20 protein-coding genes and 1 tRNA gene are annotated in these 26,532 nt (G+C 71.8%); 7 read left to right on the forward strand and 14 right to left on the reverse strand.

The genetic code is table 11. The annotated features are described in order from the left end of the window. Positions 1–92: 92 nt before the first annotated feature. Positions 93–725, forward strand: coding sequence for an NAD(P)-dependent oxidoreductase (locus IEX47_RS11380; RefSeq protein ID WP_188784130.1), 633 nt, complete (start codon positions 93–95; stop codon positions 723–725). A 188-nt stretch (positions 726–913) separates the two neighbouring features. Beyond that, positions 914–1,876: a siderophore-interacting protein gene (locus tag IEX47_RS11385; protein ID WP_229662819.1), complete on the forward strand. Its 963-nt coding sequence runs from the start codon at positions 914–916 to the stop codon at positions 1,874–1,876. A gap of 6 nt (positions 1,877–1,882) precedes the next feature. On the opposite strand, the gene IEX47_RS11390 is transcribed toward IEX47_RS11385, so the two are convergent. The 3 genes from IEX47_RS11390 to IEX47_RS11400 all read right to left on the reverse strand — a co-directional run bounded on the left by IEX47_RS11390 (position 1,883) and on the right by IEX47_RS11400 (position 7,572). Then, a complete protein-coding gene (locus tag IEX47_RS11390) occupies positions 1,883–2,335 on the reverse strand; it encodes an SRPBCC family protein (RefSeq protein ID WP_188784131.1) in 453 nt (150 codons plus the stop codon). Between the two features lie 357 nt (positions 2,336–2,692). Then, complete coding sequence (locus IEX47_RS11395) at positions 2,693–6,241, reverse strand: (Fe-S)-binding protein (protein WP_229662820.1); 3,549 nt, start codon at positions 6,239–6,241, stop codon at positions 2,693–2,695. A 116-nt stretch (positions 6,242–6,357) separates the two neighbouring features. Next, positions 6,358–7,572, reverse strand: coding sequence for an MFS transporter (locus IEX47_RS11400; protein WP_188784132.1), 1,215 nt, complete (start codon positions 7,570–7,572; stop codon positions 6,358–6,360). Positions 7,573–7,664: 92 nt separating this feature from the next. Between IEX47_RS11400 and IEX47_RS11405 the strand changes: the two genes are divergently transcribed. Continuing rightward, entirely contained in the window at positions 7,665–7,985 is a 321-nt protein-coding gene (locus IEX47_RS11405) for an ArsR/SmtB family transcription factor (RefSeq protein ID WP_188784133.1), read from the forward strand. 4 nt (positions 7,986–7,989) lie between these two features. Here IEX47_RS11405 and IEX47_RS11410 read toward each other — a convergent pair whose 3' ends face one another. Next, positions 7,990–10,485 (reverse strand): amidohydrolase family protein, encoded by a 2,496-nt coding sequence (locus tag IEX47_RS11410; protein WP_188784134.1) that lies wholly within the window; start codon positions 10,483–10,485, stop codon positions 7,990–7,992. Next, entirely contained in the window at positions 10,482–11,867 is a 1,386-nt protein-coding gene (locus tag IEX47_RS11415; RefSeq protein WP_188784135.1) for a YncE family protein, read from the reverse strand. Before IEX47_RS11415 ends, IEX47_RS11410 begins: the two co-directional genes overlap by 4 nt. A 131-nt stretch (positions 11,868–11,998) precedes the next feature. On the opposite strand from IEX47_RS11415, the gene IEX47_RS11420 reads away from it, so the two are divergent. Continuing rightward, positions 11,999–13,219 carry a PucR family transcriptional regulator gene (locus IEX47_RS11420; RefSeq protein ID WP_188784136.1) on the forward strand — a complete coding sequence of 407 codons (1,221 nt, stop codon included), beginning with the start codon at positions 11,999–12,001 and terminating at the stop codon, positions 13,217–13,219. Here the strand turns inward: IEX47_RS11420 and IEX47_RS11425 are convergent. The 3 genes from IEX47_RS11425 to IEX47_RS11435 are packed head-to-tail and all read right to left on the reverse strand — an operon-like array spanning position 13,195 to position 16,168. Further along, complete coding sequence (locus tag IEX47_RS11425) at positions 13,195–14,457, reverse strand: MFS transporter (protein WP_188784137.1); 1,263 nt, start codon at positions 14,455–14,457, stop codon at positions 13,195–13,197. The two genes, IEX47_RS11420 and IEX47_RS11425, sit on opposite strands and share 25 nt — an antisense overlap. Positions 14,458–14,470: 13 nt before the next feature. After that, on the reverse strand, positions 14,471–15,670 hold the full coding sequence (locus IEX47_RS11430) for an MFS transporter (RefSeq protein ID WP_229662821.1): 1,200 nt from the start codon (positions 15,668–15,670) through the stop codon (positions 14,471–14,473). Between the two features lie 33 nt (positions 15,671–15,703). Continuing rightward, positions 15,704–16,168, reverse strand: coding sequence for a SixA phosphatase family protein (locus IEX47_RS11435; RefSeq protein WP_188784139.1), 465 nt, complete (start codon positions 16,166–16,168; stop codon positions 15,704–15,706). A gap of 42 nt (positions 16,169–16,210) precedes the next feature. On the opposite strand from IEX47_RS11435, the gene IEX47_RS11440 reads away from it, so the two are divergent. Next, on the forward strand, positions 16,211–16,669 hold the full coding sequence (locus IEX47_RS11440; protein ID WP_229662822.1) for a low affinity iron permease family protein: 459 nt from the start codon (positions 16,211–16,213) through the stop codon (positions 16,667–16,669). A 73-nt stretch (positions 16,670–16,742) separates the two neighbouring features. Here the strand turns inward: IEX47_RS11440 and IEX47_RS11445 are convergent, their stop codons facing one another. The 3 genes from IEX47_RS11445 to IEX47_RS11455 all read right to left on the reverse strand — a co-directional run bounded on the left by IEX47_RS11445 (position 16,743) and on the right by IEX47_RS11455 (position 20,803). Then, positions 16,743–19,613: a PKD domain-containing protein gene (locus IEX47_RS11445; protein WP_188784140.1), complete on the reverse strand. Its 2,871-nt coding sequence runs from the start codon at positions 19,611–19,613 to the stop codon at positions 16,743–16,745. Between the two features lie 119 nt (positions 19,614–19,732). Then, a tRNA-Pro gene (locus IEX47_RS11450) sits at positions 19,733–19,806 on the reverse strand. Positions 19,807–19,879: 73 nt separating this feature from the next. Then, a complete protein-coding gene (locus tag IEX47_RS11455; protein WP_188784141.1) occupies positions 19,880–20,803 on the reverse strand; it encodes a metallophosphoesterase in 924 nt (307 codons plus the stop codon). Positions 20,804–20,830: 27 nt separating this feature from the next. On the opposite strand from IEX47_RS11455, the gene IEX47_RS11460 reads away from it, so the two are divergent. Then, positions 20,831–21,289 carry a GatB/YqeY domain-containing protein gene (locus IEX47_RS11460; RefSeq protein ID WP_308423273.1) on the forward strand — a complete coding sequence of 153 codons (459 nt, stop codon included), beginning with the start codon at positions 20,831–20,833 and terminating at the stop codon, positions 21,287–21,289. A 72-nt stretch (positions 21,290–21,361) separates the two neighbouring features. Here the strand turns inward: IEX47_RS11460 and IEX47_RS11465 are convergent, their stop codons facing one another. Beyond that, complete coding sequence (locus IEX47_RS11465; protein WP_188784143.1) at positions 21,362–23,752, reverse strand: penicillin-binding protein; 2,391 nt, start codon at positions 23,750–23,752, stop codon at positions 21,362–21,364. 170 nt (positions 23,753–23,922) lie between these two features. On the opposite strand from IEX47_RS11465, the gene IEX47_RS11470 reads away from it, so the two are divergent. Beyond that, on the forward strand, positions 23,923–24,201 hold the full coding sequence (locus IEX47_RS11470; RefSeq protein WP_188784144.1) for a WhiB family transcriptional regulator: 279 nt from the start codon (positions 23,923–23,925) through the stop codon (positions 24,199–24,201). Between the two features lie 7 nt (positions 24,202–24,208). Here the strand turns inward: IEX47_RS11470 and bagB are convergent, their stop codons facing one another. Together bagB and bagA are read right to left on the reverse strand one after the other, a co-directional pair. Next, positions 24,209–25,444 carry an ArsA family ATPase gene (gene bagB, locus IEX47_RS11475; protein ID WP_188784145.1) on the reverse strand — a complete coding sequence of 412 codons (1,236 nt, stop codon included), beginning with the start codon at positions 25,442–25,444 and terminating at the stop codon, positions 24,209–24,211. Positions 25,445–25,508: 64 nt separating this feature from the next. Next, positions 25,509–26,528, reverse strand: coding sequence for an ATPase BagA (gene bagA / locus IEX47_RS11480; protein WP_188784146.1), 1,020 nt, complete (start codon positions 26,526–26,528; stop codon positions 25,509–25,511). Positions 26,529–26,532 lie beyond the last annotated feature (4 nt).

Genomic DNA, 26,532 nt, shown 5'->3' on the forward strand with positions numbered 1-26,532 from the left:
GTAGGTCGTGCAGTGACCGTGTGTGCGCGGTTGACGGCCGCCAGACTGGAATCACCAGAAGGAACTGATCCACCATCGAAAAGGACACTGACATGACCAGCATCGCAATCCTCGGCGGCACCGGCTACGCGGGCTCCCACATCGCCCGCGAGGCGGCGAGTCGCGGGTTCGACGTCACCGCCGTCTCCCGCTCAGCCGCTGAGGTCCCCGCCGGTGTGACCCACCGCGTCGGCTCGCTGGCCGACGCCGACCTGGTCCGCGAGCTCGCGGGCAAGCACGACGTCCTCGTCGTCGCGACCCACGCCCTCGGCGAGCCCGACCTGCGCGAGGCGCTGCCCCAGCTGATCGAGGCGGCCCGCGACGGCGAGGCGCGCCTGGCGTTCGTCGGCGGCGCCGGCTCGATGCTGGTGGCCGAGGGTGGCCCGCGCCTGGTCGACACCGACGCGTTCCCGGCGGAGTACAAGGGTGAGGCGCTCGCGCACGGCGAGGTCCTCGAGGCGCTGCGGGCGCAGTCCGACGCCGACTGGTTCTACGTGTCCCCGGCTGCCGTCTTCGGCTCCTGGGCTCCGGGCGAGGCGACGGGCTCCTACCGCACCTCGGCGGACGTCCTCCTCGCTGACGAGCAGGGCAACTCCGAGATCTCCGGCGCCGACTTCGCGAAGGCGTTCGTCGACGAGATCGAGACGCCGGCCCACGTCAACCAGCGCTTCCAGGTCGCGCACTGACCCTCCACTGCCAGTAAGGCTCGCCTAAGTAAGGTTTGCCTTACATACTGGACGTGCCACTCCCGGTCGGTCATCACGGAAAACGCCTGCGCCACCAGGCCGGCCGACCGGGCTCCCGACGGCCGCCCCGCTCACCTCGTGCGGGGCGGCCGTCGACAACCCCGGCCACGAGCCGGAGATGGAGAAGCATGTCCACGCAGGTCGCCCCCGCGCTCCCCATGACGCTGACCGAGGTCCGTGTCGCCGCCGTCGAGCAGCTGTCACCCTCCTTCGTCCGGGTCGAGCTCGCCTCCCCGGACCTCGCCGACTTCGGCGTCGAGGGCCAGCCCCTTCTCGACCAGCGCATCAAGCTGGTCTTCCCGAACGCCGCAGGCGCACTGCCCGACGTGGCGGAGGTCGTCGAGGAGGGCTTCGCGGCCTGGCTACAGCGGCCCGCCGCGGCGCGCGGCCAGGTGCGGACCTACACGGTCCGCTCCGTCGTCGGCTCGGGACGGCAGACCCGCGTGGTCGTCGACATCGTCGTGCACGAGCCGCCGTGCGGTCCCGGCTCCACGTGGGCACGCTCGGCAGTCGTCGGCGACCGGCTGCTGCTCCTCGGCCCCCGTCGCGGCTTCCCGTACGGCGGCATCGAGTTCGCGCCGCACGCCGGCGCGCAGGAACTGCTCCTCGTCGGCGACGAGACCGCGCTGCCGGCTGTTGCCGCGATCCTCGCCGACCTGCCGGAGACCGCGGTCGGGCGCGCATTCCTCGAGGTCCCCGTCGCCGAGGACATCCAGGACCTCGTGGCCCCGCCTGGCATGGCGGTCACCTGGCTTCCGCGCGAGGGCGCCGAGCACGGCACCCGCATCCTGGCCGCGGCGGGCGAGCGACTCGCCGTACGGGCTGCGGCGGAGCCGGCTTCGCTCGCGCTGGCTGCCGACGACGAGATCGACCCCGACCTGTGGGAGACGCCGGAGTACTCCTCCTCGGGCGAGGAGCTCGCCCGCGGCGGGGCCGACGGGAAGGTGCTGCCGGGGGTCTATGCGTGGATCGCGGGGGAGTCCGCGATGGTGACCAGCCTGCGCCGCTACCTCGTCAACGAGGTCGGGCTCGACCGCTCGCAGGTCGCCTTCATGGGCTACTGGCGGCGCGGTGTGGCGATGCGGGGCTGAGCGGGCTCAGCCCTCGGCCGCGGCCTTGAGCCGGGCGAGGCCCTTGTCGAAGTCCTTGCCGATCAGGTTGTCGAGGAAGAGCCGTCCGGCGAGCTCGAGCAGCACGTTGCGCTGGCCGGCCATCGCCCAGACGACCCGGGTGCCCTCGGGGTTGCCCGTGACCTGGAACTGCCCCGTGTTGCGCGCCTTGATCGGCTTGAGGAAGACCAGCTCGATCTCGATCTCCTCGTCGGTCGCGCCGACGATCTCCATGCTCCCGGCGCCGGCCTTCTTGTTGCCCTCCCAGGCGTAGCGCGCGCCTACGCCACGCGCCGGCCCGGAGTACGTGCGCTTCAGGTCAGGGTCGAGCCCCTCCCACGGCGACCACCTGGTCCACTCGTGGAAGTCCTCGATCAGCGCGCGGACGGTCGCCGGGTCCGCCGCGATCTGGATGGAGCGGGAGTTCTCGAAGTGAGGCATGCCGGCAAGGCTAGCGACGTACGCCGACAGCGCAGGGTGAGCCGCGGAGCAGGTTGACGCCGGTGATCCGGCCGAGGTCGTCGTGTTCCACCTCGCCCGTTCCGTCACTGCTGAGAGCCGGTGAGCGTGGCACTTCGGTTCCGCTGATCTCGGAGAGGGCAGAGTCGGCGCGTTGACTCAGGTGCACGTGCGCCCAGGTGGTCCCCGCAAGGTGGGCCCAGTGGCTGGATCTACGGGCACGTGCACCTGGATCGTCGTACGGCGGTGCGTGCGGCGCGGACCCCTCGGCGGGGCCGCGGAAATGCGGCGACGGCCGCCCGGTCAGACCGGGCGGCCGTCGTTGCTGGGTGCTGTCGGTCAGATGTCGAACAGCGAGGACGCGCCGTGGATGTCCACGTCGGTCTTGGGGGTGTGCGTCGCACCGCTCGACTTCGGGGCCTCCGCGGGCGCGGCGGGCGCGGCCGGGGCCGGCTCCTGCGCAGCGGGGGCCTCGACGGGCTCCTCGGCCGACGGGGCGGCCTGCTCCTCCGCCGGCGCCGCGGAGGCGTCGTCGGCGTCGAGGATCGTCTCGGGGTCCTCGGCGGGAGCCGGGGTCTCCTCGACGGCCGGAGCCGGAACCTCGGCAGCGGGGGCCTCGGCCGGAGTCGCAGCCGGGCCGGCAGCGGCAGGAGCCGCGGCAGCAGCCGGGGCGCCACCCTCGGGCCACGGGATGTCGAACAGCGACGAGGCACCGTGGATGTCGACGTCCATGCGCGGCGTGGTCGCGGAACCCGACGAAGCCGGAGCAGCCGGAGCGGCAGCCGGAGCAGCCGGAGCGGCGGCGGCCGGAGTGGCCTCGGCGGCGGGAGCCTCGACCTCAGCGGCCGGAGCCGCCTCCGCCGGAGCCTCGGTTGCGGACGCTGCCTCGGCGGGTGCCTCGACGTCAGTTGAGGCGGGCTCGGCGGCCGTGTCGGCAACCGGGGCCTCCTCTGCAGCAGCCGGAGCGGCGGCAGCGGCCGGAGCAGCGGGCGCCGCAGCCGGGATGTCGAAGAGCGATCCGCCCGCATTGAGGTCCTGGGCCGGGGCAGCCGGAGCGGCCTCCGCCTTCGGAGCCTCGGCGGGAGCAGCCTCAGCCGCCGGAGCCGCGGGAGCAGCCTCGGTCGGCGCAGCAGCCGGAGCCGCCTGCGTCGGCGCGACGTCGAAGAGCGAACCACCGGCGTTGAGGTCCTGGGCCGGGGCAGCCGGAGCGGCCTCCGCCTTCGGAGCCTCGGCGGGAGCAGCCTCAGCAGCCTCGGTCGGCGCGACGTCGAAGAGCGAGCCACCGCCGCCCAGGTCGGCCGCCGGCTTCGTCTCCGCGGCCGGCTTCTCGGCCGGAGCGGCCTCGGCGGGCGCCGGGGTGTCGAAGAGCGAACCACCGGAGGCCGGCTTGGCCTCGGCCGGAGCAGCCGGAGCCTCGTCGAACAGCGAGCCCCCCGACGCGGGCTTGGCCTCGGCCGGAGCGGCCGGGGCGTCACCGAAGAGCGAGCCGCCGGAAGCCGGCTTCGACTCCGCCGGAGCAGCCGGGGCGTCACCGAAGAGCGAGGAGCCGCCCGCGGCGGTCGAGCCCGCACCACCGGCGGTCTCGGCACCCGCGACGCCCGAAGCGGCCGGCTCGCCCTCGGCAGCCGGAGCAGCCTCGGTCGCAGCAGCCTTCGCGGCCGGGGCGGCGACAGGAGCCTCGCCCGGCTTGTACTTCGTGGCGACCTCGCCCTTGACGGACGCGAGCAGCATCTGCGCGACGTCCAGGACCTCGACCTCGGGACGGGCGTCCTCGTCGGCCTGCATCTTGGTCAGGCCGTCGGCCAGCATCACGCGGCAGAACGGGCAGCCGACCGCGATCTGGTCGGCGCCGGTGCCGACAGCCTCTTCCGTGCGGTTGAGGTTGATGCGCGAGCCGATGTTCTCTTCCATCCACATGCGGGCGCCACCGGCACCACAGCAGAAGGACTTCTCCTGGGAGCGGTCCATCTCCTTGTACTCGGCGCCCGGCAGGATCTCCAGCAGGTCACGCGGCGGCGTGTAGACCTGGTTGTGGCGACCGAGGAAGCACGGGTCGTGGTACGTGATGGAGCGCTTGTGCGCACCCTCACCCGTCTTGACCGGGGTCAGCTTGCCCTCGCGCACGAGGCGGTTGAGCAGCTGCGTGTGGTGCACGACCTCGAGCTCGATGCCCAGGTCCTTGTACTCGTTCTTCAGGGTGTTGAAGCAGTGCGCACAGGTCGACACGACCTTCTTGACCTTGAACTCCTTGAAGGTCTCGATGTTCTGCTGCGCGAGGCCCTGGAAGACGAACTCGTTGCCGGCGCGGCGAGCGGAGTCACCGGTGCAGGTCTCGCCGTTGCCGAGGACGCCGAAGGAGACGTCGGCCATGTGCAGCAGCTCGGCGACGGCACGCGTCGTCTTCTTGGCACGGTCCTCGTAGGCACCGGCACAGCCGACCCAGAAGAGCCACTCGACCTCGTCGAGCGACTCGATGTCGTCACCGACGACCTTGACGTCGAAGTCGAGACCCTGCGCCCAGTCCATGCGCGCGTTGGGGCTCATGTTCCACGGGTTGCCCTTGTTCTCCAGACCCTTGAAGAGGCCGTTGAGCTCAGCGGGGAAGTTCGACTCGACGAGCACCTGGTAGCGGCGCATGTCGACGAAGTGGTCGACGTGCTCGATGTCGACCGGGCACTGCTGGACGCAGGCGCCACAGTTGGTGCAGGACCACAGGGCGTCGTCGGAGATGACGAAGTCGCCACCCTCGGGGTTGTAGAACCAGTCCTGGGCGTCCTCGAGGTGGCCGTCCACCTCGGCGTGACCGACCAGGGAGCGTCCGGCTGCGTCCTCGTCGCCGGCGGCCTTGGCGTAGGCGTGCTCGCGCAGGCCCATCATCATCAGCTTCGGCGAGAGCGGCTTCTCGGTGTTCCAGGCGGGGCACTGCGACTGGCAGCGGCCACACTCGGTGCAGGTCGTGAAGTCGAGGATGCCCTTCCAGGAGAAGTCCTCGATGGAGCCGACGCCGAGGACCGAGTCCTCGTCGAGGTCGTCGATGTCGTCGAGCGTGATCGCCTTGCCGTTGGAGGTCAGCGGCTTGAGGCCACCCAGCGCCGTACGGCCGGAGGACTCACGCTTGAGGAAGATGTTGAACCACGCGGTGAAGCGGTGCCAGGCGACACCCATCGTGAGGTTCGAGGAGATGACGATCAGCCAGAGCATCGCCGAGGTGACCTTGAACATCGCGATCGCGAAGATCCAGTTCTTCGCGCCCTCGGCGTCGGTCGGGAAGAGGCCCGAGAAGAACTGCGAGAGCGGGAAGTGGAAGCCGGTCGCGTGGACCGCGCCCTCGCCGCCGGTGGCCTTGGCCAGGTTGTACTCCGCGCCGCGGATGAAGAGGATCGCGATCGACTCGAGGAAGACCATCGCCTCGACGAAGTACGCCTGCCACATCGTGGAGCCGTAGAAGCGGGTCTTGCGCGACGGCGTGTTGGCCGGGCGGTGCGTGAGGCGGTAGGCGATCAGCGGGAGGATCGCCAGGGCGCCGGCGGCACCGATGAGCTCCTCGAACCACTCGAACGCGAAGAACTTGCCGATGATCGGCCACGCGAACTCGGGGGAGAAGAGCTGCACGACGCCGGCCATGACCGCGGTCGAGAGCACGAGGAACGCCATGTAGGCGAACCAGTGGAGCGCGCCGACCCACCAGATCTGGAACATGCGCGTGTGGAGGAAGGTCTCCTTCAGCAAGTTCAGGCCTCGGGCGACCGGGCGGTCGGTGCGACCGATCGCCGGCTGGCCCTGGCGGATCACCTTCAGCATCTGGCGCACGGCGCGGGTGGTGAGCACGACCGCGACGGCGGTGAACGAGAGGCTCACCACGAGCGCGATGATCTGCATCAAAGACATGGAGGACGGCTCCTTGCGAGTCGGTTCTACCCGTGGGTAGGGCTGGCGGCATCCTAGCCCTCGCCGGGGCCGCGTCTCGCGTGACAGGAATCGCTTAGGTGACCCTTACCTGCAGGTCAGCGCGTCGACGGGCGGATGCCCAGCCAGCCCGCGACGAGGCACGCGGCGGCCGCCAGCGCGGCGAACCACGGGTAGATCGCGTCGAGACCCCACTCGGTCGCCGCCCAGCCGGCGCCGATCGTCGGGAACGCCATCGCGGAGTACGCCAGCAGGTAGTACGCCGACATCGTCTCGCCGCGCCGGCCCGCCGGCACGACGTTCGAGAGGTGGCGGAGGGAGCCGCCGAAGCTCAGTCCGAACGCGGCGCCGAGGACCGCGGAGATCGCGAAGACGGCGTACGGGTTGTGGCTGGCGAGGGCGGGGATGGTGAGCAGCAGCGAGACCGCCATGCCGAGGTCGCCCACGAGTGCCGAGCGCCGGGCCTCGAGGTCGGTGGCCGCGAGCTGGACCAGGGCCGCGGCGAAGGCCGAGACGGCGACGACCGCGCCGCCGAAGACGAGGTTGTGCACGCCGGTCTTCTGCGCGGCCAGGGTCGGGAAGAGCGAGAGCAGCACGCCGAGCACGGACCAGGCCGCCATCACGCCGAGCGCGGCGAACCAGAAGTCGCCGCGGATCTCGGAGGGGACCGACGGCTTCGCGACGCGCAGCGAGGACTGGCCGCGCTCAGTGTGGGTCTCGCGGAGGGCGAGCAGCCCGACCCCGATCGCGACGACGAGGGCGCCGATGACGACGAACGGCAGCCGCAGCGGGTACGGCGCGTACTGCGCGAGCAGCGAGGAGCCGAGGATCGCGAACGTGATGCCGATGTTGAACGCCGCCCCGCTGAGCTGACCGGTCCGTCGGCCGTGGTCGGGACGGAGGTCCATCAGTGCGGCGGCGCCGGCGACGACGATCGAGCCGACCGCGGCGCCGTGCAGCATGCGGGCCAGGAGCAGCATCCACACGTTCTGGGCGAGCAGGAAGACGACGAGCCCGACGACGAGGGTGGCGGTCGCGGCGAGCAGGACCGGCTTGCGGCCGACCGCGTCGGAGATCGTGCCGGAGACGAGCACGGCCGCGAGTGCGGCGAAGGCGTAGACCGCGAAGATCACCGTCGTGGTGAGCGGGGTCAGGTGCCACGTCGACTGGTAGATGCCGTAGAGCGGCGCCGGCATGCCGGAGACGCCGAGCGCGATGCCGGTCAGGGTCAGCACCAGGGAGTAGGCCCAGGTCTGGCCCGTGTGCGTGTCCGACAGGGCGTCGAGGCCGGGTGTGGCTGCTGCGCTCGTCATCGCGTACCTGCTTCCGGTAAGTTTGATGTACGTCGAACCCCAACCGTACGCCTGGTTCGATGATCGTCAAACTTCTTTCCGAGGTGACCCGCATGACAGCGCAGCCCGAAGCCGACCAGCTTCCCGTGGCGGGCATCCAGCAGCTGCTCGCGGCCCTGCAGGACCCGGTGCGTCTCGAGATGGTCCGCCGCCTGGTCGACGCCGGCGGCGAGGCGCAGTGCAAGCTCCTCTACGACGGCGTCGGCAAGTCGACGGCCGCGCACCACTTCAAGATCCTGCGCGAGGCCGGCATCACCGAGCGGCTGACGGTCGACGGCACGGTGCACCAGCGGCTGCGCGCCGCCGACGTCGACGACGTCGCCCCCGGCCTGCTCGACGCGGTCGTCGGCGCGGCCCAGCGCGCGACCGACTGACCCGTCAGCCCACCCGTCGTACGCCGGTGACCGCGCCGGAGGCGGAGAAGTCGACCGCCATCCGGGCCGTCGTGCCGCCGCCTCCGGCCGCGCAGGTCGTGTAGGTCCGGCCGAGCCGCTCGTAGGGCTGCCCGATCGCGTCGAGCACCTGGCGGGTGGTCATCCCGGTGGCGACCTTCGAGCGGAAGGTGTCGACGTCGACCTGCAGCGAGGGGTTGCGGCAGGAGTCGGGCGCGACGCCGACCGCGCGCTCCCACATCTGCAGGTAGGCCTCGGCGCCGCGGCTCATGTCCTCCTTGAACCCGACGCCGTCGGCGCCGGCCACGTGGGAGGCGTCCTCGATCCAGTCGGGGTAGAGGCCGTACTGCGCGACGCCGTCGGTGTTGATGTCCCAGACCCGCTTGCCGCTGACGCCCTTGTCGAGCGTCACGCCTCCGAGGCCGGTGAACGGGTAGGTGACCGGGTTGGCCGCCGAGGCTCCGCGGGGCGAGCCCTGCGCGCCGAAGCCGTTCATGTCCGCGCCGTAGCCGAAGCCGAAGTAGTAGCGCGGGTCGGCCCAGCCCAGGTGCTGCCTCCACTTGTCGACGAAGCCGGGGGAGTCGCCGGCGTACGGCGTGATGAAGCCGCCGAGCTTGTAGATCCGCGGGTAGGCGTCGGGGGTCGACCACGAGTGGCTCGACAGGATGCCCGGGTGGCGCCCGTCGGCGGCCGCCTGCTCGTAGAGGTCGAGGGCGGCGTTGCGGCCGTTGACGCTCATGTGGTCGGGGTCGAAGAGCATCCCGTTGTCGATCATCTCGTTGAGCAGCCGCTTGCCGAGGTCGGTCAGGCCGCGGGTGTTGCAGTGCGGGCCGGGCGGGTACGCCGGCAGCGGCTGCACGCCGAGCAGGCCGTAGAGCTGGCCGATCGCGCCGAAGATCGCGTCCTGCTGCGGGAGCGCACCCTCGGGAGCGGTGAGCGGGCCCTGCAGCTTGTCGTGCTGCTCCGGTCCGTACGACGACGGGCAGGTCTGCATCTGCAGGAACGAGCCGGTGTTCACGAAGTTGCCGAGGTTGGTGATCGTGCCGGTGCTGCCCTCGTCGCCGGTGACGCCGGTCAGCGCGTTGTCGAACTTGTTGGTGATCTCCATCTGCCGCACGCCGAGCGCCTTGACCTCCGCGAGGCCGGCGTCGAGCTGCTCGGGCGTGCAGGTCGGGGAGCCTGCGCGCACGTTGCAGCCGAACGGCACCGAGGTCTCGATGCCCATGATCACCGCGAGCCGGCCGCTGTTGATCACCGCGCGCGCCTGGAACGGGTCGGTGACGATGCGGTACCAGCCGCGGCCGGGGCCGCCGTACTGCGCGTCGATGTAGTCCTGCATGTCGTACATGTCCTTCGCCTGCCGGCGGATGGAGTCCATGTCGTTGCAGTTGTGCTTCTTGAGCGGGTAGAGCTCGCAGAGCACGTTGTTCTCGACGAGGAGGTTCGTGTAGACGCGCAGGCCGCCGCGCCACGACCGCTCGAGCCACTTCCAGTAGACGCCCTGGTGGGTCAGCGAGTGCGGGTTCGGCCAGTAGCCGAACGTCGGCCAGCCGACCGGGTCGTGGCCGGTCCCCGGCGTACGGCCGGCGAGGAAGTCCTCCAGCACGGCGCCCTTGCCGTTCGCCACCTGGTGGTCGGGGCAGTCGACGAGCGCGTACGCCACGCCGTACCGGTGCCAGGGCGGGCTGCAGATGACCTGCCCGCCGAGGAACTCGTGGCTCATGCCGTGCGTGTGCGGGTCGACGTAGCCGCGCACCTCCTGGAACGGGCTGGTGCCGGCGAAGGGGCCGCCGGTGACGTCGGTGTCCACCTCGGGGTACGGCGTGCAGCCGGTCGTGCGGGCGAGCGGGAACGCCGTCGGGGTGCCGGTCGCCAGCCCGCCGGTGAGGGTGCGGTGGAGCGCCTTGCCGTTGGCCAGGGTGAAGGTGAAGCCGCCGGAGCTGGTGCGCTGCACGGTCCAGTCGGACGACGGGGAGGGCTGCGCCATCGGCGCGACGCCACCGAGCAGCGTGACCCCGAGGAAGCGCCGGTCCGGCGTGTAGAGCAGGTAGCTGCCCAGGTCGGTCGCCTGGAAGAGGTAGGGCTTGCCGTTGAGCGTGTAGCAGCCGCCCGCCATCGCGTAGCGGTCCTCGGGCACGGCGAGGCGCGGGCGCCCGATCGTGGCCGTCGTGAGCGTCGGGTCGGTCATGGCGCGCTCGGAGGCGACGTACGCCTCGGCGGCGGTGCGCGCAGTGTCGCTGGTCGGGTCGACGGTGAACGCCGCCTCGGGCGAGCGGCTGAGGGCGTTCTTGACCGCGAGGTCGTTCTCGTCGTGCTCCTCGCGCGCCTGGATCGCGACGAGGCTGCTGGTCGTGCCGTGCACGGCGGCGACCGGGTTGCCGGACAGGCCGGCACCGGTCGAGCCGGTGGCGACCAGGCCGCCGGCGACGACCGCCCCGGCGAGTGAGGTGGCGAGGCCGAGGCGGAGTGCGTTGCGGTTCATGACCAGGCTCCGATCGTGGTCTCCGGGACGACGCCGTGGCGGATCCGCTGGGGATGGTCGCCGACGGGCAGGTAGGCGAGCTCCTCGCCGGTGTGGAAGTCGATCACCGCCACCGAGTCGGCGCCGCTGAGCGAGGCCCAGCAGGTGTCGCCGAGCCCCTCGGTGGTCCAGTAGGGCTTCAGGTAGTCGTGGCCCGTGGTGGTCGCGTCGAAGAAGCGGGGCCGGCCGGTCGCGCGGTCGACCAGGGCGACGTAGTCGTCCATCGTGCCGGCGGCGCACAGCGTCTTGCCGGTGTCGTCGATGGAGAGGCCGTGGTGGGCGGAGTCGTTGACGTACTCCTCCAGCGGCATGTCCGGCACACGGTTCGGCAGGGGGATCAGGCGGGTCACCGCGCCCGTGCGCGGCTCGGGAAGGCCGCCCGCCGTGTAGGTGACCACGCCGTCGCCGTCGGGCGCCTGCGTGTCGAACTCGACGATGCCGTGGAAGTAGGAGACCTGGAAGTAGATGAACCGCTCACCCGGCGCGATCGCCATCGGGCGGACCGCGGCGCTCATGCCGGGGTAGCCGGCCTCGGCCAGCTCCTTGCCCATGTCCCACCGCTTCTGGACCCCGAACGACGCGTTGTCGACGATCTCGAACCAGCGGTCGCCCTTGAGCTCGTCGTGGAGCGGGCCGATCGGGACGGGGCCCACCGTGGTCTCGTCGCCCGGCGTGTAGACCTTGCCGATGCTGGCGTGGAAGATCCGGGTCCCGTCGGCGGAGTAGTTGCTCTCGTGCGGCGTCTCGCCGGAGACGAAGGTCCGCAGCCGGTCGCCCATCCGGACGGCCTTGCCGTCGACGGTCTCGTTGACCATGGAGTACTCGATCACCTGGCGCGAGGTCGAGTCCGAGACGAGCAGGCGTCGTCCGTCGGGGGAGAGCCCCATGTGGTCGGTGCGGTAGCCGTCCATCGACTGCTCGCGCACGATGCTGTCGCTCCGGCCGGCGGTCGCCTTCGCGATGTCGATCCAGACCACGTCGCCGAAGCTCGGCCGCGAGACGGCGAGGTAGCGGCCGTCGCGCGTCGTGAACATGTCGTCGACGTACTGGTCGTGGCCCTCGCCGGGCCCCTGCTGGATCAGCAGGTAGTAGGCGAGGCGCACCGGGTCGAGGTAGATCGCGGCGAGCTCCTGCGCCTTGTCGGGCACGAGGTTCACGCCGCTCCGGAGCACGGTGAAGGTGCGGGCGTCGACGATCGACGCCGTGCCGGCCCAGTTGTTGCCGACGAACATGACGTCCCGCAGCGCCGGCGTCGCGGCCGGCGAGGGTGTGGCCGCGCCCGCCGTGACGACGGTGCAGGCGAGGGCTCCGGCCAGGGCGGCCCGGCTGATGACACGACGCATGAACGACTCCCCATGAGCTGTGCACGCCGTCACAGCGAGGCGCGCCCTCTCATGTTCCGACACAAACAGACAGGGTGATCCGGTGGTCTGAGCCAGATTCTGCGGCACATCGTTGTGTTCCAATACAAGGCATGGTCCTGACCCTCGGCGGTGAGCCGCTCCACGTGCAGCTCTCACGCGACCTCGACGCCATCGTCAGGTCCGTGGTCGAGAGCGTGGCCGACCTCGCCCCGACGTACGCCTGGCTGCCGCGGGAGCAGGTCCTGCACGAGTTCGCCGCGATCGTCGCGACGACGACGCGGGCCTTCATCGAGGTGGTCCGCACGGGGGAGATGCCGTCGGCCGAGGAGCTCGAGCCGATGGCCGCCGCTGCCGGGCTGCGTGCGGAGGAGGGCTTCCCGCTCAGCGACATCCTGACCGCCTACCACGTGGGCATCAGCCTCGTCTTCGACGACGTCGTCCCCCGTGCGGGCGCCGATGACCAGGAGACGCTCAACCAGGTCTACAAGCTCCTGCTGGGCTTCCTCGCCCGGGTGATGGAGGCCGCGAGCAGGGGCTGGCTGGCCGCGAGCAGCGAGACCCTCCGCGAGGCGCACGGCGCGCGCCAGGCCCTGCTCGACGCAGTCCTGGGCGGCGACGAGGCACGGGCGACGGCCGAGCGCGTCGGGCTGCGCCTGCCGCCGGCGTACGGCGTGATGGCGCTGCGGATCGGCGCCCACCCCGACGAGGTGACCGAGGGGGTCGATCCAGCCGTCGCCGCGCGCCGCAAGCTCCGCCGGCTCCGCCACGCGCTCGAGATCGCACAGCCCGAGGCGCTGGCCTCGATGACCGCCACCACGGCCACCGTGCTCGTCCCCTCGAGTGCGACCCTGCAGCACCCGGAGCCCGAGCGGATCGTGCAGGACATGGCGCGGGCGGCGGGCGCACCGATCCTCGCGGCGTACGAGGCGGCGCCGGTGGCGGGTGTGGGCGAGGCGCTCGAGCTCGCGACCGACGTGCTCGACGTGGCCGCCGGACTCGGCTGGACGACGGGTGTGGTCCGGCTCCAGGACGTCGCGGTCGCCTACCAGCTGACCCGCCCGTCCGCGGCGACCTCACGGCTGGCGGAGCTGCTGGCGCCCCTGGCGGAGCAGCCGGACCTGCTGGCGACGCTCGACGCGCTCGCGGCGGAGCGGCTCAACCGCCGGCGTACGGCGAAGGCGCTCAACGTCCACGTCAACACGGTCAACTACCGGCTGAACCGGGTCCGCGACCTCACCGGCCTCGACCTCGTCGACCCCGTCGACACCCAGACGCTGCTCGCCGCGCTCGCTGCCCGGCGTGCTGCTCAGGCGGAGCGGGTGACGCGGTAGCGCACGAAGCTGGGCACGGCGACCGCGGCGAGCACGACCAGCACCACCACGAGCACGCCGCCACCCGCAGCCGCCGCCGCAGCGCCGGTGAGCGCGGCGGCACTGCCGTGCGCGACGTCGGCGATGCGCGGCCCGCCCGCGACGACCACGACGAAGACGCCCTGGAGGCGCCCGCGCATCTCGTCCGTGGCGGCGCTCTGCAGCATCGAGGTGCGGAACGCCGCGGAGACCATGTCGGCCGCACCGCCGATCGCCAGCAGCCCGGCGGCCACCCACAGCACGACGGTCGTCGGCCACGGCGCGACCATGATCACCAGCCCGAAGCCGGCCATCGCCAGGCCCCACACGACGATCGCGGCGACGACGGCGAGGCCCTGCCGGGAGATCCGTGAGATCCAGCCGGAGAAGACGCCGCCGACGACCGCGCCGATCGGGATGGACGCGAAGAGCAGCGCGTAGGCGAAGCCACCCTGCGTCGGCCCGTGGAACGCCTCGTGGGCGAGCTGCGGGAAGAGCGCCCGCGGCATGCCGAAGACCATCGCGATCAGGTCGACGACGAACGACATCAGCAGCACCGGCTGGGTCGCGAGGTAGCGGAAGCCGTCCACGACGCTGCGCAGGCCCGGCGTACCGCTGGCTCCTTCGACGGGGAGCGACGGGAAGCCGGTCACGGCCCACAGGGTGGCGAGCAGGCACAGTGCGTCGAGGCCGTAGAGCCAGGCGAAGCCGGTGAGCGGCAGCAGTACGCCGGCGAGCAGCGGCCCCGCGATCGCGCCCGCCTGCATCACGGTCATCATCAGCGCGTTGGCGGCGGGCAGCAGGTCGTCCGGCAGCAGGCGCGGCAGCACCGCGGAGCGCGTCGGGCTGACCACGGCGAAGAACGCCTGCTGCACCGCGAAGAGCACGAGCAACAGCCACGGGTCCGTGTTGCCGAGCAGGGCCTGTAGCCAGAAGAGCGCACTGCTCACGATCAGGCCGGTCGTCGACACCTGCAGGATCCGCCGCCGGTCGAAGTGGTCGGCCAGCGCGCCGCCCCAGAGCCCGAAGACGATCAGCGGGACGAGGCCGAAGAGGCCGGTCAGCCCGACGTACGCCGAGGAGCCGGTGTCGGCGTAGATCTGCGCCGGCACCGCGACCACCGTCAGCTGCGCGCCGACCATCGTGATCACGTGCGCGGTGAAGAGCCGCCGGAAGTGCGCGTGGCGCAGTGGCCGGGTGTCGGCGAGCAGGCCCTTCACGAGAGCAGGTCCTTCACGCCAGTGGCCTCTCGTCGCGGGTGGGCACGAGAGCGATCGCGGCTAGCGGGAAGAGCGCCGACAGCGCGAAGGTCGCCGGGTGGCCCCAGTGCGTGATCGAGGCGCCGGCGAGGGGCGCGCAGAGCGACGCGGTGAGGTACTGCGCCGTGTTCTGTACGCCGAGGGCGCGGCCGCTCCAGTACGGCCCGGCACGCTCGGCGGTCGCGGTGAAGGCGAGGCCGTTGTCGGCGACGGTGATCGTCGTCGCTGCGGCGAGCAGCAGGATCGAGACCGCCCAGCCGAGCCACGCGGTCAGCCCGAGCAGCGCCATCGTGACGGCCGCGCCGACCGCGATCCACCGCATCGGCCGCATCCGGCCGCCGACGACGTCGGAGAGCGCGCCGCTGGCGATCCGGCCCAGGGCGCCGAGCAGCTGCGTGCCGGCGACGAGCAGGCCGGCCGGGCCGGGCTCCCAGCCGCGGTCGTCGAGCAGCCAGACCAGCGCGTAGGTCCAGACGAGGAACTGCGGGACGACCAGCAGGATGCTCGCGACGTGGATCCGCTGGAGGTAGGAGCTCTGCCGGTAGGGGTTGGCGGTGTGCTCGACGTGGCGGGGCGGGCGCGGCGGGTCGAGCACGATGACCGCGACCGCGACGGCAGCGACCGCGGCGGCGACCGGGGAGACCGTGAGGGCGGCGGTGATGCCCTGGTGCGCGGAGATGACGGGGATGGTCACCGCGGCGATGCCGACGCCCGCCGGCTGGGCCATCTGCCGGATGCCCATCGCCAGCCCGCGTCGCGCCGGCGGGAACCAGCCGACGACCACGCGTCCGCTCGCGCTGGAGGTGCTGGCCGCGAAGGCACCGCCGAGGAAGAGCGCGGCCCCGAGCGGCACGGTGCCGTCGACCAGCAGCGCGAGGATGCCCGCCAGCGTCGTGCCGCCGAGGCCGGCGAGCAGGACCGCCCGCTCGCCGTACCGGTCGACCGCCGCGCCCCACAGCAGGAGCGTGCAGAGCACGCCGACCAGCGGCAGCGCCGCCAGCGTGCCGGCCTGGGTCAGGCTCAGGCCACGGTCGTGGACCAGCACCGGGATGAGGAACGCCGCCCCGTTGATCGCCACGCTCGCCGCGGCCTGCGCGAAGGTGCTCACCGCGAGCATCGCCCACCGCCGGCGCTCGCTCACCGCGCGCTCGGCGGAGGCGGGGACGGTGGACACGACACCCATTCTCCCGGTGCCCTCCACCCGTTTTCAGGCGGGTGGGCGGCCGTGCGTCTCCAGGTGGGCGGCCCCACTCCAGTCGCCCGCGAAGGTGATCACCGCGACAGCCGAGGTCGGCAGCTCGATCCCTTCGCCGGTCAGCTCGGCGACCAGCTCCTCCAGGCCGGGGTTGTGCCCGACCAGGGCCACGGTCGACGCGGCCTCGGGAAGCGCCCGGACGAGGGCGGCGAGGTCGCGTCCCCACGCGGCGTACACGCGGTCGTCGGTGCGGACCTCGGGTGCCTCCGGCAGCGCGTCGGCGACGAGCTCCCAGGTCTGCTGCGCGCGGCGGGCGGGGGAGACGACGGCGAGGTCGACGCCCGGGTGGTGCGCCGCGATCCAGGCGCCCGACGCGGGCACCTGCCGCAATCCGCGCTTCGCGAGCGGCCGCTCGCGGTCCGGTTCGTCACCGGCCCAGTCCGACTTGCCGTGGCGGACCACGATCAGCGTGCGCATGACAGAAGCGTGCCACGCCGTACGCCGGGGTACGGGCGCCGCATGTCTGAGCACGAGCGCACGGGCGTCATGCCCTCCCACGAGTCCGAGCACCTCGGCTTCTTCGACCGGTTCGCGACGGCCACGGCCGGGCTGGTCAGCCGGGCGCCCTTCTTCGCGATCGCGGTCGGGCTGGTGCTCGCCTGGATCCTCGAGGGCGTCGTCGTCGCCGTGGTGACCGGCGACCCGGGCACGTTCGTCGCCGACACCTACCAGCTGCAGATCAACACGCTGACGACGATCATCACGTTCCTGCTCGTGGCGCTCCTGCAGAACACCCAGACGCGAGCGGACAAGGCGACGCAGGCGAAGCTCAATGCGATCGCCGACGCCCTCGCCGACCTGATGAACGAGCTCGCCGAGGACAGGGGCCGCGAGGACCTCCGCGGCGATGCGCACGAGCTCACGCAGGCGGTCGGCCTCGAGGAGATCGTGAGCGCCGACGACCACGGAGGTCGCTGACGACGCGCGACGGCAAAGCAGGACGCCCCCGCCGCGTGAGCGACGGGGGCGTTGCCTGGTGGTGAGCTGAGCGTCAGCCGAGCGCGCCGAAGACCAGCAGGTTGTCGATGTTGCCGATGCCCTTCGCCTGGCGGACCACGATCGTGTGCTTGCCGGCGGCGAGGCCGGTGAAGACCCGCCGTCCGTCCCACGTGAGCGTGGTCGACGTCGACGCCATGCTGACCGAGCCGACGTAGCCGCCGTCGACGTACACGTACGCCGTGCCGCCTCCGCTGACCCGCCCGAAGGTGAGGCCGAAGCGGGTGCCGGACGCGGTGACCGTCATCCGGCCCTTGCCGGCGACGGTGTTGCGGCAGCTGTGGCCGCCCTCGGCCTGGCTGGTGACGCTCTTCCAGTAGCCGTCACGGGTGACGCTGGTACCCCCGCAGGAGACCGCGCGGGCGACGGCGACGCTGCGCGTCAGCGTCGTCGAGGCGCCCTGCGGGTCGGTGACGGTGAGCGCCACGCGGTGCGTGCCCGCGGTGGTGAAGGTCGGCGCCACGGTCGGGCCGGTGACGGGCGCGGCGCCGTCGACGGACCACGCGTAGGTCAGCGAGCCCGGCGTCTCGGTGTCACCCGAGCCGGTGGCGTCGAAGGTGACGCTCCGGCCGGTCAGCGGGACGGTCGCCGAGCGCGTGAACGCCGCCGTCGGGGCGTCGTTGACGACGCTGACCGCGACCGTGGTGCTGGCCGACGAGCCGTGGGTGTCGGTGACGGTCAGCTGCACCGTGCGGCCGCCGGCGGTGTCCCAGGTGTGGCTGGCCGAGCTGCCGGTGGCCGTGGAGCCGTCAGGGAAGGTCCACGCGTAGGTGAGCGCGTCGCCGTCGGCGTCGGTCGAGCCGGTGCCGTCGAACGTGACCGGGCTGCCGACGTGGGTGGTCGTGGGCGTGGCGGTGGCCTTCGCGACCGGGGCGTGGTTGGCGACCACGACGTCCACCGTGGTGGTGTGGCTGGCGCTGTGCGTGTCGGTGACCTCGAGCGTGACGTGCTGCGTGCCCAGGGTGGAGAACGTGTGCGTCGTCGTCGCGGTGCTGGCGGTGGAGCCGTCCGGGAAGGTCCAGGCGTAGGTCAGGGCGTCGCCGTCGGCGTCGGTGGAGCCGGTGGCGTCGAACGTGACCTGCTGGCCGGGGTGCGCCGGGTTCGGGGTGGCGGTGGCCTTGGCGACCGGGGCCTGGTTGGCGACCACGACGTCCACCGCGGTGGTGTGGCTGACGCCGTGCGTGTCGGTGACCTCGAGCGTGACGTGCTGCGTGCCCAGGGTGGAGAACGTGTGCGTCGTCGTCGCGGTCGTCGCCGTGGAGTCGTCCGGGAAGGTCCACGCGTAGGTGAGCGCGTCGCCGTCGGCGTCGGTGGAGCCGGTGCCGTCGAAGGTGACCTGCTGGCCGATGTGCGCCGGGTTCGGGGTGGCGGTGGCCTTGGCGACCGGGGCCGCGTTGGCCAGGACGGAGACGGTGATCAGCTTGCTCGTGATCGCGCCGACCGGGTCCTTGACCCGCAGCGTCGCGGTGCGGCTGCCGGCGGTCGCGTAGACGTGCGTCGCCACCGGGCTCGCGGCGTACGCCGTGGCGGCGGTGCCGTCGCCGTACGTCCAGGAGTAGGTCAGGCCGTCCGGGGTCTCGGCGTCGCTCGAGCCCGAGGCGTCGAAGGTCACCTGCTGCAGCGCGTACGCCGGCTGCGGGGTCACGGTGGCCGCCGCCGTCGGGGCGGTGTTGCCGACGGTGATCGTGATCGTCGCGGTGCCGGCCTGGCCGTTGGCGTCGGTCACCGTGAGGGTGACGGGGTAGCTGCCGGTCGCCGCGAAGGCGTGGCTGGTCGTCGGGCCGGTCACCGTGCTGGCGTCGGTGCCGTCGCCGAAGCTCCAGGTGTAGGCGAGCTGGTCGTGCGCCGTCTCCTGGTCGGAGGAGGTCGAGCCGTCGAAGCTGACGGTCTGGCCGACGTTGGCCTTCGTCTGGCTGGCGGTCAGCGTCGCGACCGGCTTCTTGTTGGCGGCGACGGCGAGGCTCCACGACTTCGTGTTCGCGAGGCCCTGCGGGTCGGTCACGGTGAGCTTGACCGGGTAGCTGCCGGACGCGGCGTACGTGTGCGCGGGGGTGGGCGTGGTCGCCTTGGCCGAGCCGTCGCCGAAGTCCCAGCTGTAGGTCAGCGAGGCGGGGGTCTCGGCATCGGTCGAGGGCGAGCCGTCGAACGTGACCGCCTGGCCGGCGCTCGGGGCGGCAGGGGTGATCGTGCCGGCGGCGGTGGGCGCTGTGTTGGTGACCTGCACGGTCAGCGTCGTCGTGGCAGCGACGCCCTGCGGGTCGGTGACGGTGAGCGTGACCGCGTAGGTGCCGGCCTTGGCGTAGGCGTGCGTGGGCGCGACGCCGGTGCCGGTGGTGGTGTCACCGAAGGCCCAGCTGAAGGAGAGGCCGGCGTCGGCAGTCTCCTGGTCGGCACTGCCCGAGCCGTCGAAGGCCACAGCCTGCTCGACCTTCGCCGGCGACGGGGTCGCGGTGGCGTGGGCGACGGGCGCGGTGTCGTCGACGTTCACGACGACCTGGTCGGTGTCGCTGGCGCCGTTCGGGTCGGTGACCGTCAGCGTCGCGGTGTAGACGCCGGCGTTCGCGTAGACGTGGTCGACCGAGATGTTGGCGCTGCTGGAGCCGGTGGCGGCCGAGCCGTCGCCGAAGGTCCAGGCGTACGCCAGCTGCGCCGTGGCCGTCTGCTTGTCGGTCGAGCCGTTGCCGAGCAGTGTCACCGTGTCACCGGCGTGGGCGGGGTTCGGCGTCGCGCTGGCGACCGCGGTCGGCGGCGAGTTCAGGATGTCGAGCGCCTGTGCAGGCGCGGCGAGCGCGATGCCCGACAGGGTGAGGCCGGCGACGAGACTGCCGGTCAGGCCTCGGAGGGCAGGGGACAGCGCTCGCTGCATCGGGACATCCTTCGCATGTGTGGACAAACGCTGGGCTAACGACAGTCCGGTGCTGGAGGTATGGCCACGGGGAAATGCAGTGAGGGGCCGGACCCTTGCGGATCCGGCCCCTCGACCTGTCGGGCTGACAGGATTTGAACCTGCGGCCTCTTCGTCCCGAACGAAGCGCGCTACCAAACTGCGCCACAGCCCGATCGTGAACCACGTGGGCTCACGAGCAAGGGAGCATAGCGGGTTCTGAGGCCCGGCCTGAAATCGGGTCCGGTTCAGCGGGGGACGAGCGTCATGAGCGTCGCCTCGGGGCGGCACGCGACCCGGAACCGCACGAACGGGTTGGTGCCGAGACCCGCGCTGACGTGGAGCCAGGCCGACTCCGGGTCGCCCGGTCGCGAGTCGGCCGGGTGGCGGTTCAGGCCCTTCACGCGTGCAGGCTCGAGGTCGCAGTTGGTAGCCAGTGCGCCGTAGAACGGCAGGCAGACCTGGCCGCCGTGCGTGTGGCCCGCGACGATCGCGTCGTACCCCTGCGTGGTGAAGCGGTCGAGCGCACGGAGGTACGGCGCGTGGACGACGCCGAGCCGGACGTCGGCGTCGGCGGGGGCCGGGGGCACCGACGTGAGGTCGTCGAGGTTGATGTGGGGGTCGTCGACGCCGGCGAACGCGATGTCGGTGCCGCCGACGGTCAGCCGGCCCGGCTGGTTGGAGAGGTCGAGCCAGCCGGCATCGGTGAAGCCGCGGACCAGCTCGCGCCACGGCAGCTTCGGGCGGTCGAGGTTGCGCTTGCCGGTGTCGGGCAGGAGGTAGCTGACCGGGTTGCGCAGCCCCGGGTCGTAGTAGTCGTTGGAGCCCAGCACGAAGACGCCCGGGCGCTCCAGCAGCGGCGCGAACGCGTCGAGCGCCGCGGGCACCGCCTGCATGTGCGCGAGGTTGTCGCCGGTGTTGATGACGAGGTGCGGGTCGAGGTGGACCAGTGACCGCACGAACTCCTGCTTCTTGTGCTGGCCCGGCGTCACGTGGAAGTCGGTCACGTGCAGCACCCGCAGCGGCTCGCTGCCCGCCGGGAGCACGGGGACGGTCACGCGGCGCACCGTGTAGGCGCGCGCCTCGCACGCGGCGTACGTCGCGAGGGCGGCGCCGGCGACCACGCCGCCGCCGATCACACGGGAGGCGAGGCGATAACCGCTGCGGGACATGCGCTCAAGGCTGCCACAATGGCCGGCATGGGACTCAAGGACCAGCTCCGCACCGACCTGACCACCGCCATGAAGGCGCGTGACAAGGAGACGTCCGGCACGCTCCGCATGATCATGACCGCGATCGGCGCCGCAGAGGTCGCCGGCAAGGACCGCGTCGAGCTCAGCGACGAGCAGGTCCTCGCCGTGCTCACCACGGAGGCGAAGAAGCGTCGCGAGGCTGCTGCGGCGTTCGACGAGGGCGGTCGGGCCGACATGGCCGACAAGGAGCGCAGTGAGCTCGCGGTCATCGTGACCTACCTGCCCGAGCAGCTCACCGAGGACGAGATCGCGAAGATCGTCGCCGACGCCGTCGAGAAGACCGGTGCCGCGGGCGAGGGCATGCGCGCCATGGGCAAGGTCATGGGCCTGGTCCAGCCGCAGGTCAAGGGCCGCGCCGACGGCAGCATCGTCGCCGCCGAGGTGAAGAAGCAGCTCGGTTCCTGACCCCACGACGTACGACGAAGGGCGCGGATCTCGTCGATCCGCGCCCTTCGTGCGTGGCAGGCCAGCCTGCGGCTAGTGGTGCCCGCCGCCTCCGCCACCCGGCTTGGTGGTGGTCGTGGGCGTCGCCGTCGCCGACTGCTTCTTCTTCTTCGTGGGCTTCGGCTTCGGCGGCGGGGGCGGCGGCGTGCCGTCGCTGATGTAGATCGTCACCAGGCTGCCGCTGCCGGTGGTCGCGCCGGAGCCCGGGCTCGTGTAGGCCACCGTGCCCTGGGGGTAGCTCGAGTCGACCTGGCCGCCGGCGATGGTGACGGTGAAGCCGGCGTCCTCGAGCGTCTTCTGCGCCTGCTCCGGGCTCTGGCCGTAGACCGCGGGGACCGTGACGATGACGCCCTTGATGTCCTCGGCCGACGGCACGTGGAACGGGATGTCGGGCAGGAACGGCGCGATGGCCGTCATGACCGCCGCCCAGATGGGACCGGTCGTGCCGGCACCGGATCCGTTGCCGATGTAGCGACCGCCGATCGAGTGGCCGTTGAGGCTGTCGGGGTGGCCGGCGGAGTTGACGCCCGCGATCATCGCCGACATCGCGATGTTCGGCGTGTAGCCCGTGAACCACGTCGCGAACGACTCGTTGGTCGTGCCGGACTTGCCGGCGGTCGGCTGGAGCACGGGCAGGCCGTAGCCGGTGCCACCGGGCTTGAAGACGCCCTGGAGCACGTCGTTGACGGCGTCCGCAACCGGGGTGGGCAGCACCTTCGAGCACTGCTTGGGGTACGACTTCACGACGTTCTTGTTGCTGTCGAGGAGCGCCGTCACCGGGCGCGACGCGCAGTGCTCGCCGCGCGCGCCGAACGTCGCATAGGCCTCCGCGATCTCGAGCGGGGAGGCGAGGCCGACGCCGAGGGTGAAGGTCGGGACGAGCTCGTTGCCCGGGTTGTCGAGGCCGACGCCCATCGCCTTGGCGAGCTTGTAGGGCTTGCAGACGCCGGTCTTCCGCTCGAGCTGGGCGTAGAACGTGTTGATCGAGCCCGCGGTGCCCGTGTAGAGGTTGCGGTTGCCGCCCTGCTCGCCACCGGCGTTGTGCCAGACGTGGCTGCCGACGAAGTTGCCGCGACCGGGACAGTTCGCGTAGTCGGCGAGGTTCGTGTAGAGCTGCGGCGGCGAGTTGAAGGTGGTCGTCAACGGGATCCCGTCGCGGATCGCCGTCGCCAGCACGAACGCCTTGAACGTCGAGCCCGGCTGGAAGCCGCCCGAGCCGCCGTACTCCGGAGGGACGACGTAGTTGATCATCGACTCGCCACGCGCGGCCTTGAGGCCCATCGGGCGCGACTGTGCGATCGCGCGGACCGCGCCGGTGCCCGGCTCGACGAGGGCGATCGCGCCGACGGCGCTGTCGGTCGGGTAGACGTAGCGCTGCACGGCCTCGTCGGCGGCGTCCTGGAAGCGCGGGTCGAGCGTCGTCTTGATCGTCAGGCCGCCCGACTGGAGCAGTGCCTTGCGCTCCTCGCGGGAGGCGCCGAGGGCCGGGTCCTTGAGGAGGTAGTTGACGACGTAGTCGCAGAAGAACGGCGCGCGGCTGAACATGCAGCCGTTGCGGCTCGGGGTGATGTCGAGCCCGAGGCCCTTCTTCGCCTCTGCCTTCGCCTTCGCGACCGGGATGACGTGGAGCTGCGCCATGCGCTCGATGACGATGTTGCGGCGGTCGAACGCCTTGCTGGGGTTGCGCGTCGGGTCGTAGCCGACGGGGTTCTTCACCAGGCCCGCGAGGAGCGCGGCCTGCCGCAGCGTCAGGCGCTTGGCGTCGGTGGAGAAGTAGTGGCGCGCGGCCGCCTGGACGCCGTAGACGCCGTCGCCGAAGTAGGCGAGGTTGAGGTAGCGCTCCAGGATCCAGTCCTTGGAGTGCTCCTCCTCGAAGGCGATCGCGTAGCGGAGCTCCTTGATCTTGCGCGCGACGCTCTGCTCGGTCGCGGCCCGCTGCTCGGCCTTGGTCTTCGCCTGCGACAGCAGGGTCAGCTTGACCATCTGCTGGGTGATCGACGAGCCGCCCTGGACCGTGCCGCCTGCGGCCGAGTTGGTCGCCAGCGCGCGCAGCGTGCCCTTCAGGTCGATCGCGCCGTGCTGGTAGAAGCGGTAGTCCTCGATCGAGATGATCGCCTGGCGCATCACGGTGGCGACCTGGGTGAGCGGGACGTTGACGCGGTTCTCGTCGTAGAGCGTCGCGATCGGCGTGCCGTCCTTGGCGACGATCCGCGAGGCCTGGGCCAGCGGCTTCGTCTCGAGCGACTCAGGCAGGTTGTTCATCGAGTCGGAGACGTCGCGGGCGGCGAAGCCGAGGACGCCGGCGAACGGGATGGCGAGGCCGGCCACGACGATGCCGAGAACGGCGGCGACCATCGCCATCACACCCAGGTGCGCGAGCACCTGGTTGGGCGGAATCCGGTCGTCGTCCAGGGGGTCAGACATGGCGTCAGAGTACGTGAGGACGCGGACAGGTCACTTCGGACTAGTCCGAAGTGACTACCCGGTACTGGTTGAGTCGTGTCTGGTTAGGCCAACTGTCCAGACCTACCTTTCCAGTGGGGACAGATACGGGGACCTTCCAACGGGCCCCACTCTCGGATCGGGGTCAGCACATGTGGGTTGACGAGTGGTCGGGGCAGGCAGCCTGCCGCGACACCCAGCCGGACACGCTCTTCGTCAAGGGCGCGGAGCAGAACAAGGCGAAGCAGGTCTGCTCGAGCTGCCGCGTCCGCTCGGAGTGCCTCGCCGAGGCCCTCGAGAACCGCATCGAGTGGGGCGTCTGGGGCGGTCTGACCGAGCGCGAGCGTCGCGCCCTGATCCGCAACAACCCCGGCGCCTCCTGGGCCGAGGTCCTGCGGGCGGCCAAGTCCGCCGACCGCGTCGGCGTCTGACGCAGCCTCAGCCCTGGTCGGCGAGGAGCTGACCGATCCGGCGCAGGCCGTCGAGGTCGTGGACGTCACCGGCGAGTGCCGGGACGACCGCTGTGGCGACGCCCGGGTGAGCGGTCGCGAAGCGTGAGCGCAGGGTGCGCTCGCGCTCGACGATCCGCACGCGGTCCGCGTGCAGGCGCAGCAGGCCTGCGGTGAGCTCGTCGCCGGAGTCGGCGTCGCCGTCGCGCAGCTTCTCCGCCGCAGCCATCGCGGCGTCGGCCGACAGGTTGCCGGCCGGCAGCGGGCTGGCCCGGTTGACCACCAGGCCGGCGAGCGGCATCCGGTCGCCGGTGAGCCGCTCGACGAAGTACGCCGCCTCGCGCAGCGCGTCGGGCTCGGGAGCCGCCACGACGAGGAACGCCGTGCCGCGATCCTGGAGCAGCGCGTACGTCTGCTGGGCCCGCTGGCGGAAGCCGCCGAAGAGCGTGTCGAACGCGGTGACGAACATCTTGAGGTCGGTCAGCACCTGGGCGCCGATGATCTTGGTGAGCGCGCTGACGACGAGGGAGAAGCCGGCGCCCATCACCTTCGCGGGCCCCTTGGCCGGCGCGAGCAGCAGCCGGATGAAGCGTCCGTCGAGGAAGCTGGAGAGCCGCTCGGGGGCGTCGAGGAAGTCGAGCGCCGAGCGCGACGGCGGCGTGTCGACGACGATCAGGTCGTAGGTGCCGGCAGCGCGCGCGTCGCGGTGGAGCTGGCCCAGCTTCTCCATCGCCATGTACTCCTGCGTGCCCGCGAACGAGCTCGACAGCGCGATGTAGAAGGGGTTCTCCAGGATCGCCTTCGCCTTCTCGGGCGTGGCCTGCGCCTCGACGACCTCGTCGAAGGTGCGCTTCATGTCGAGCATCATCGCGTCGAGGCTGCCCCCGGCCGCGGCGTCGCCGGCCGAACCGACGCCGGGCACCGGGCGCGGGGTGTTGTCGAGCTGCTCGATGCCCATCGACTGCGCGAGGCGGCGGGCGGGGTCGATGGTCAGCACGACCACCTTGCGCCCGAGCTCGGCAGCGCGCAGTGCGAGGGCGGCGGAGGTCGTCGTCTTGCCGACGCCGCCGGAGCCGCAGCACACGAGGATGTGCGTCTCCGGGTCGGTGAGCAGGGCGTCGATGTCGAGCGACGGCGTGGTGGCCGGCGTACCGGGAGGGGTGGCGAGGGGGCCGCGGCGCACCTTGGTGTCGGCCGGGCGGCTCGTCGGTGTCTGTCGGCTCATCGGGGTCCCCGATCGATTGCGTGCGGGGGAGCGCAGCGGAGGAGCGGGGAATCGAGTGGGGTGATCATGCCAGTCCCTGCTCCCGGAGCATGCCGGCGAGCTCGTAGAGCGCACCGAGGTCGACGCCGCCCGCGATCCGCGGCAGCTCGTACGTCGCGGTGCCCATGCCGGCGACGAGCGCGCGCTGGCTGTCCTCGAGCGCGCGGCGCTCGGCGTGGTCACGCGCCTCGGCGAGCAGTCCGTCGACGACCGCGTCGTCAGCGGCGACGCCGACCTCGCGCAGGCGGGCCGCGACCGCGGAGCGGTCGACGGTGTCGTCGGTGATCGAGGCGAGCGTCTCGGAGGAGAGGTCGCGCGGGCGGACCAGGTTGACGATGACGCCACCGACGGGGAGGTGGGCGGCGCGGAGCTCGGCGATGCCGTCGGCGGTCTCCTGCACCGGCATCTCCTCGAGCACGGTGACCAGGTGGACGGCCGTCTGCGGCGAGCGGAAGAGCGTCATCACGGTGTCGGCCTGCGCCTTGACCGGGCCGACCTTCGCCAGGCCGGCGAGCTCGCCGTTGACGTTGAGGAACTGGGTGATCCGGCCGGTCGGCGGTGCGTCGAGCACGATCGCGTCGTAGCCGAGGCGGTCCTTCGACGACGTGCCCTTGCGGCGTTCGGTCTTGGCCGCCTCGAAGACCTTGCCGGTCAGCAGCACGTCGCGCACACCCGGCGCGATCGTGGTCGCGAACTCGATGACGCCGAAGCGGTCGAGGGCACGGCCGGCGCGGCCGAGCTTGTAGTACATCGCGAGGTACTCCAGGAACGCCGACTCCGCGTCGATGTGCAGCGCGTGCACCTCGCCGGGCGTCTCGCCGTTCGCACCGAGCAGGCCGGTCGCGATCCGGCGCTCCTCGTAGGGCAGCGGCGGCACGTCGAACATCTGGGCGATGCCCTGGCGGCCCTCCACCTCGCAGAGCAGGACGCGCTTGCCGGTGCTGGCCAGCGCGAGCGCGAGGGCGGCGGCGACGGTGGACTTGCCGGTGCCGCCCTTGCCGGTGACGACGTGGAGTCGCACCTTCGCCTTGTCGCTCGTGCTCACGCGC

The sequence above is a fragment of the Nocardioides phosphati genome (genome assembly GCF_014646375.1).
Classification (GTDB): Bacteria; Actinomycetota; Actinomycetes; order Propionibacteriales; family Nocardioidaceae; genus Nocardioides; species Nocardioides phosphati.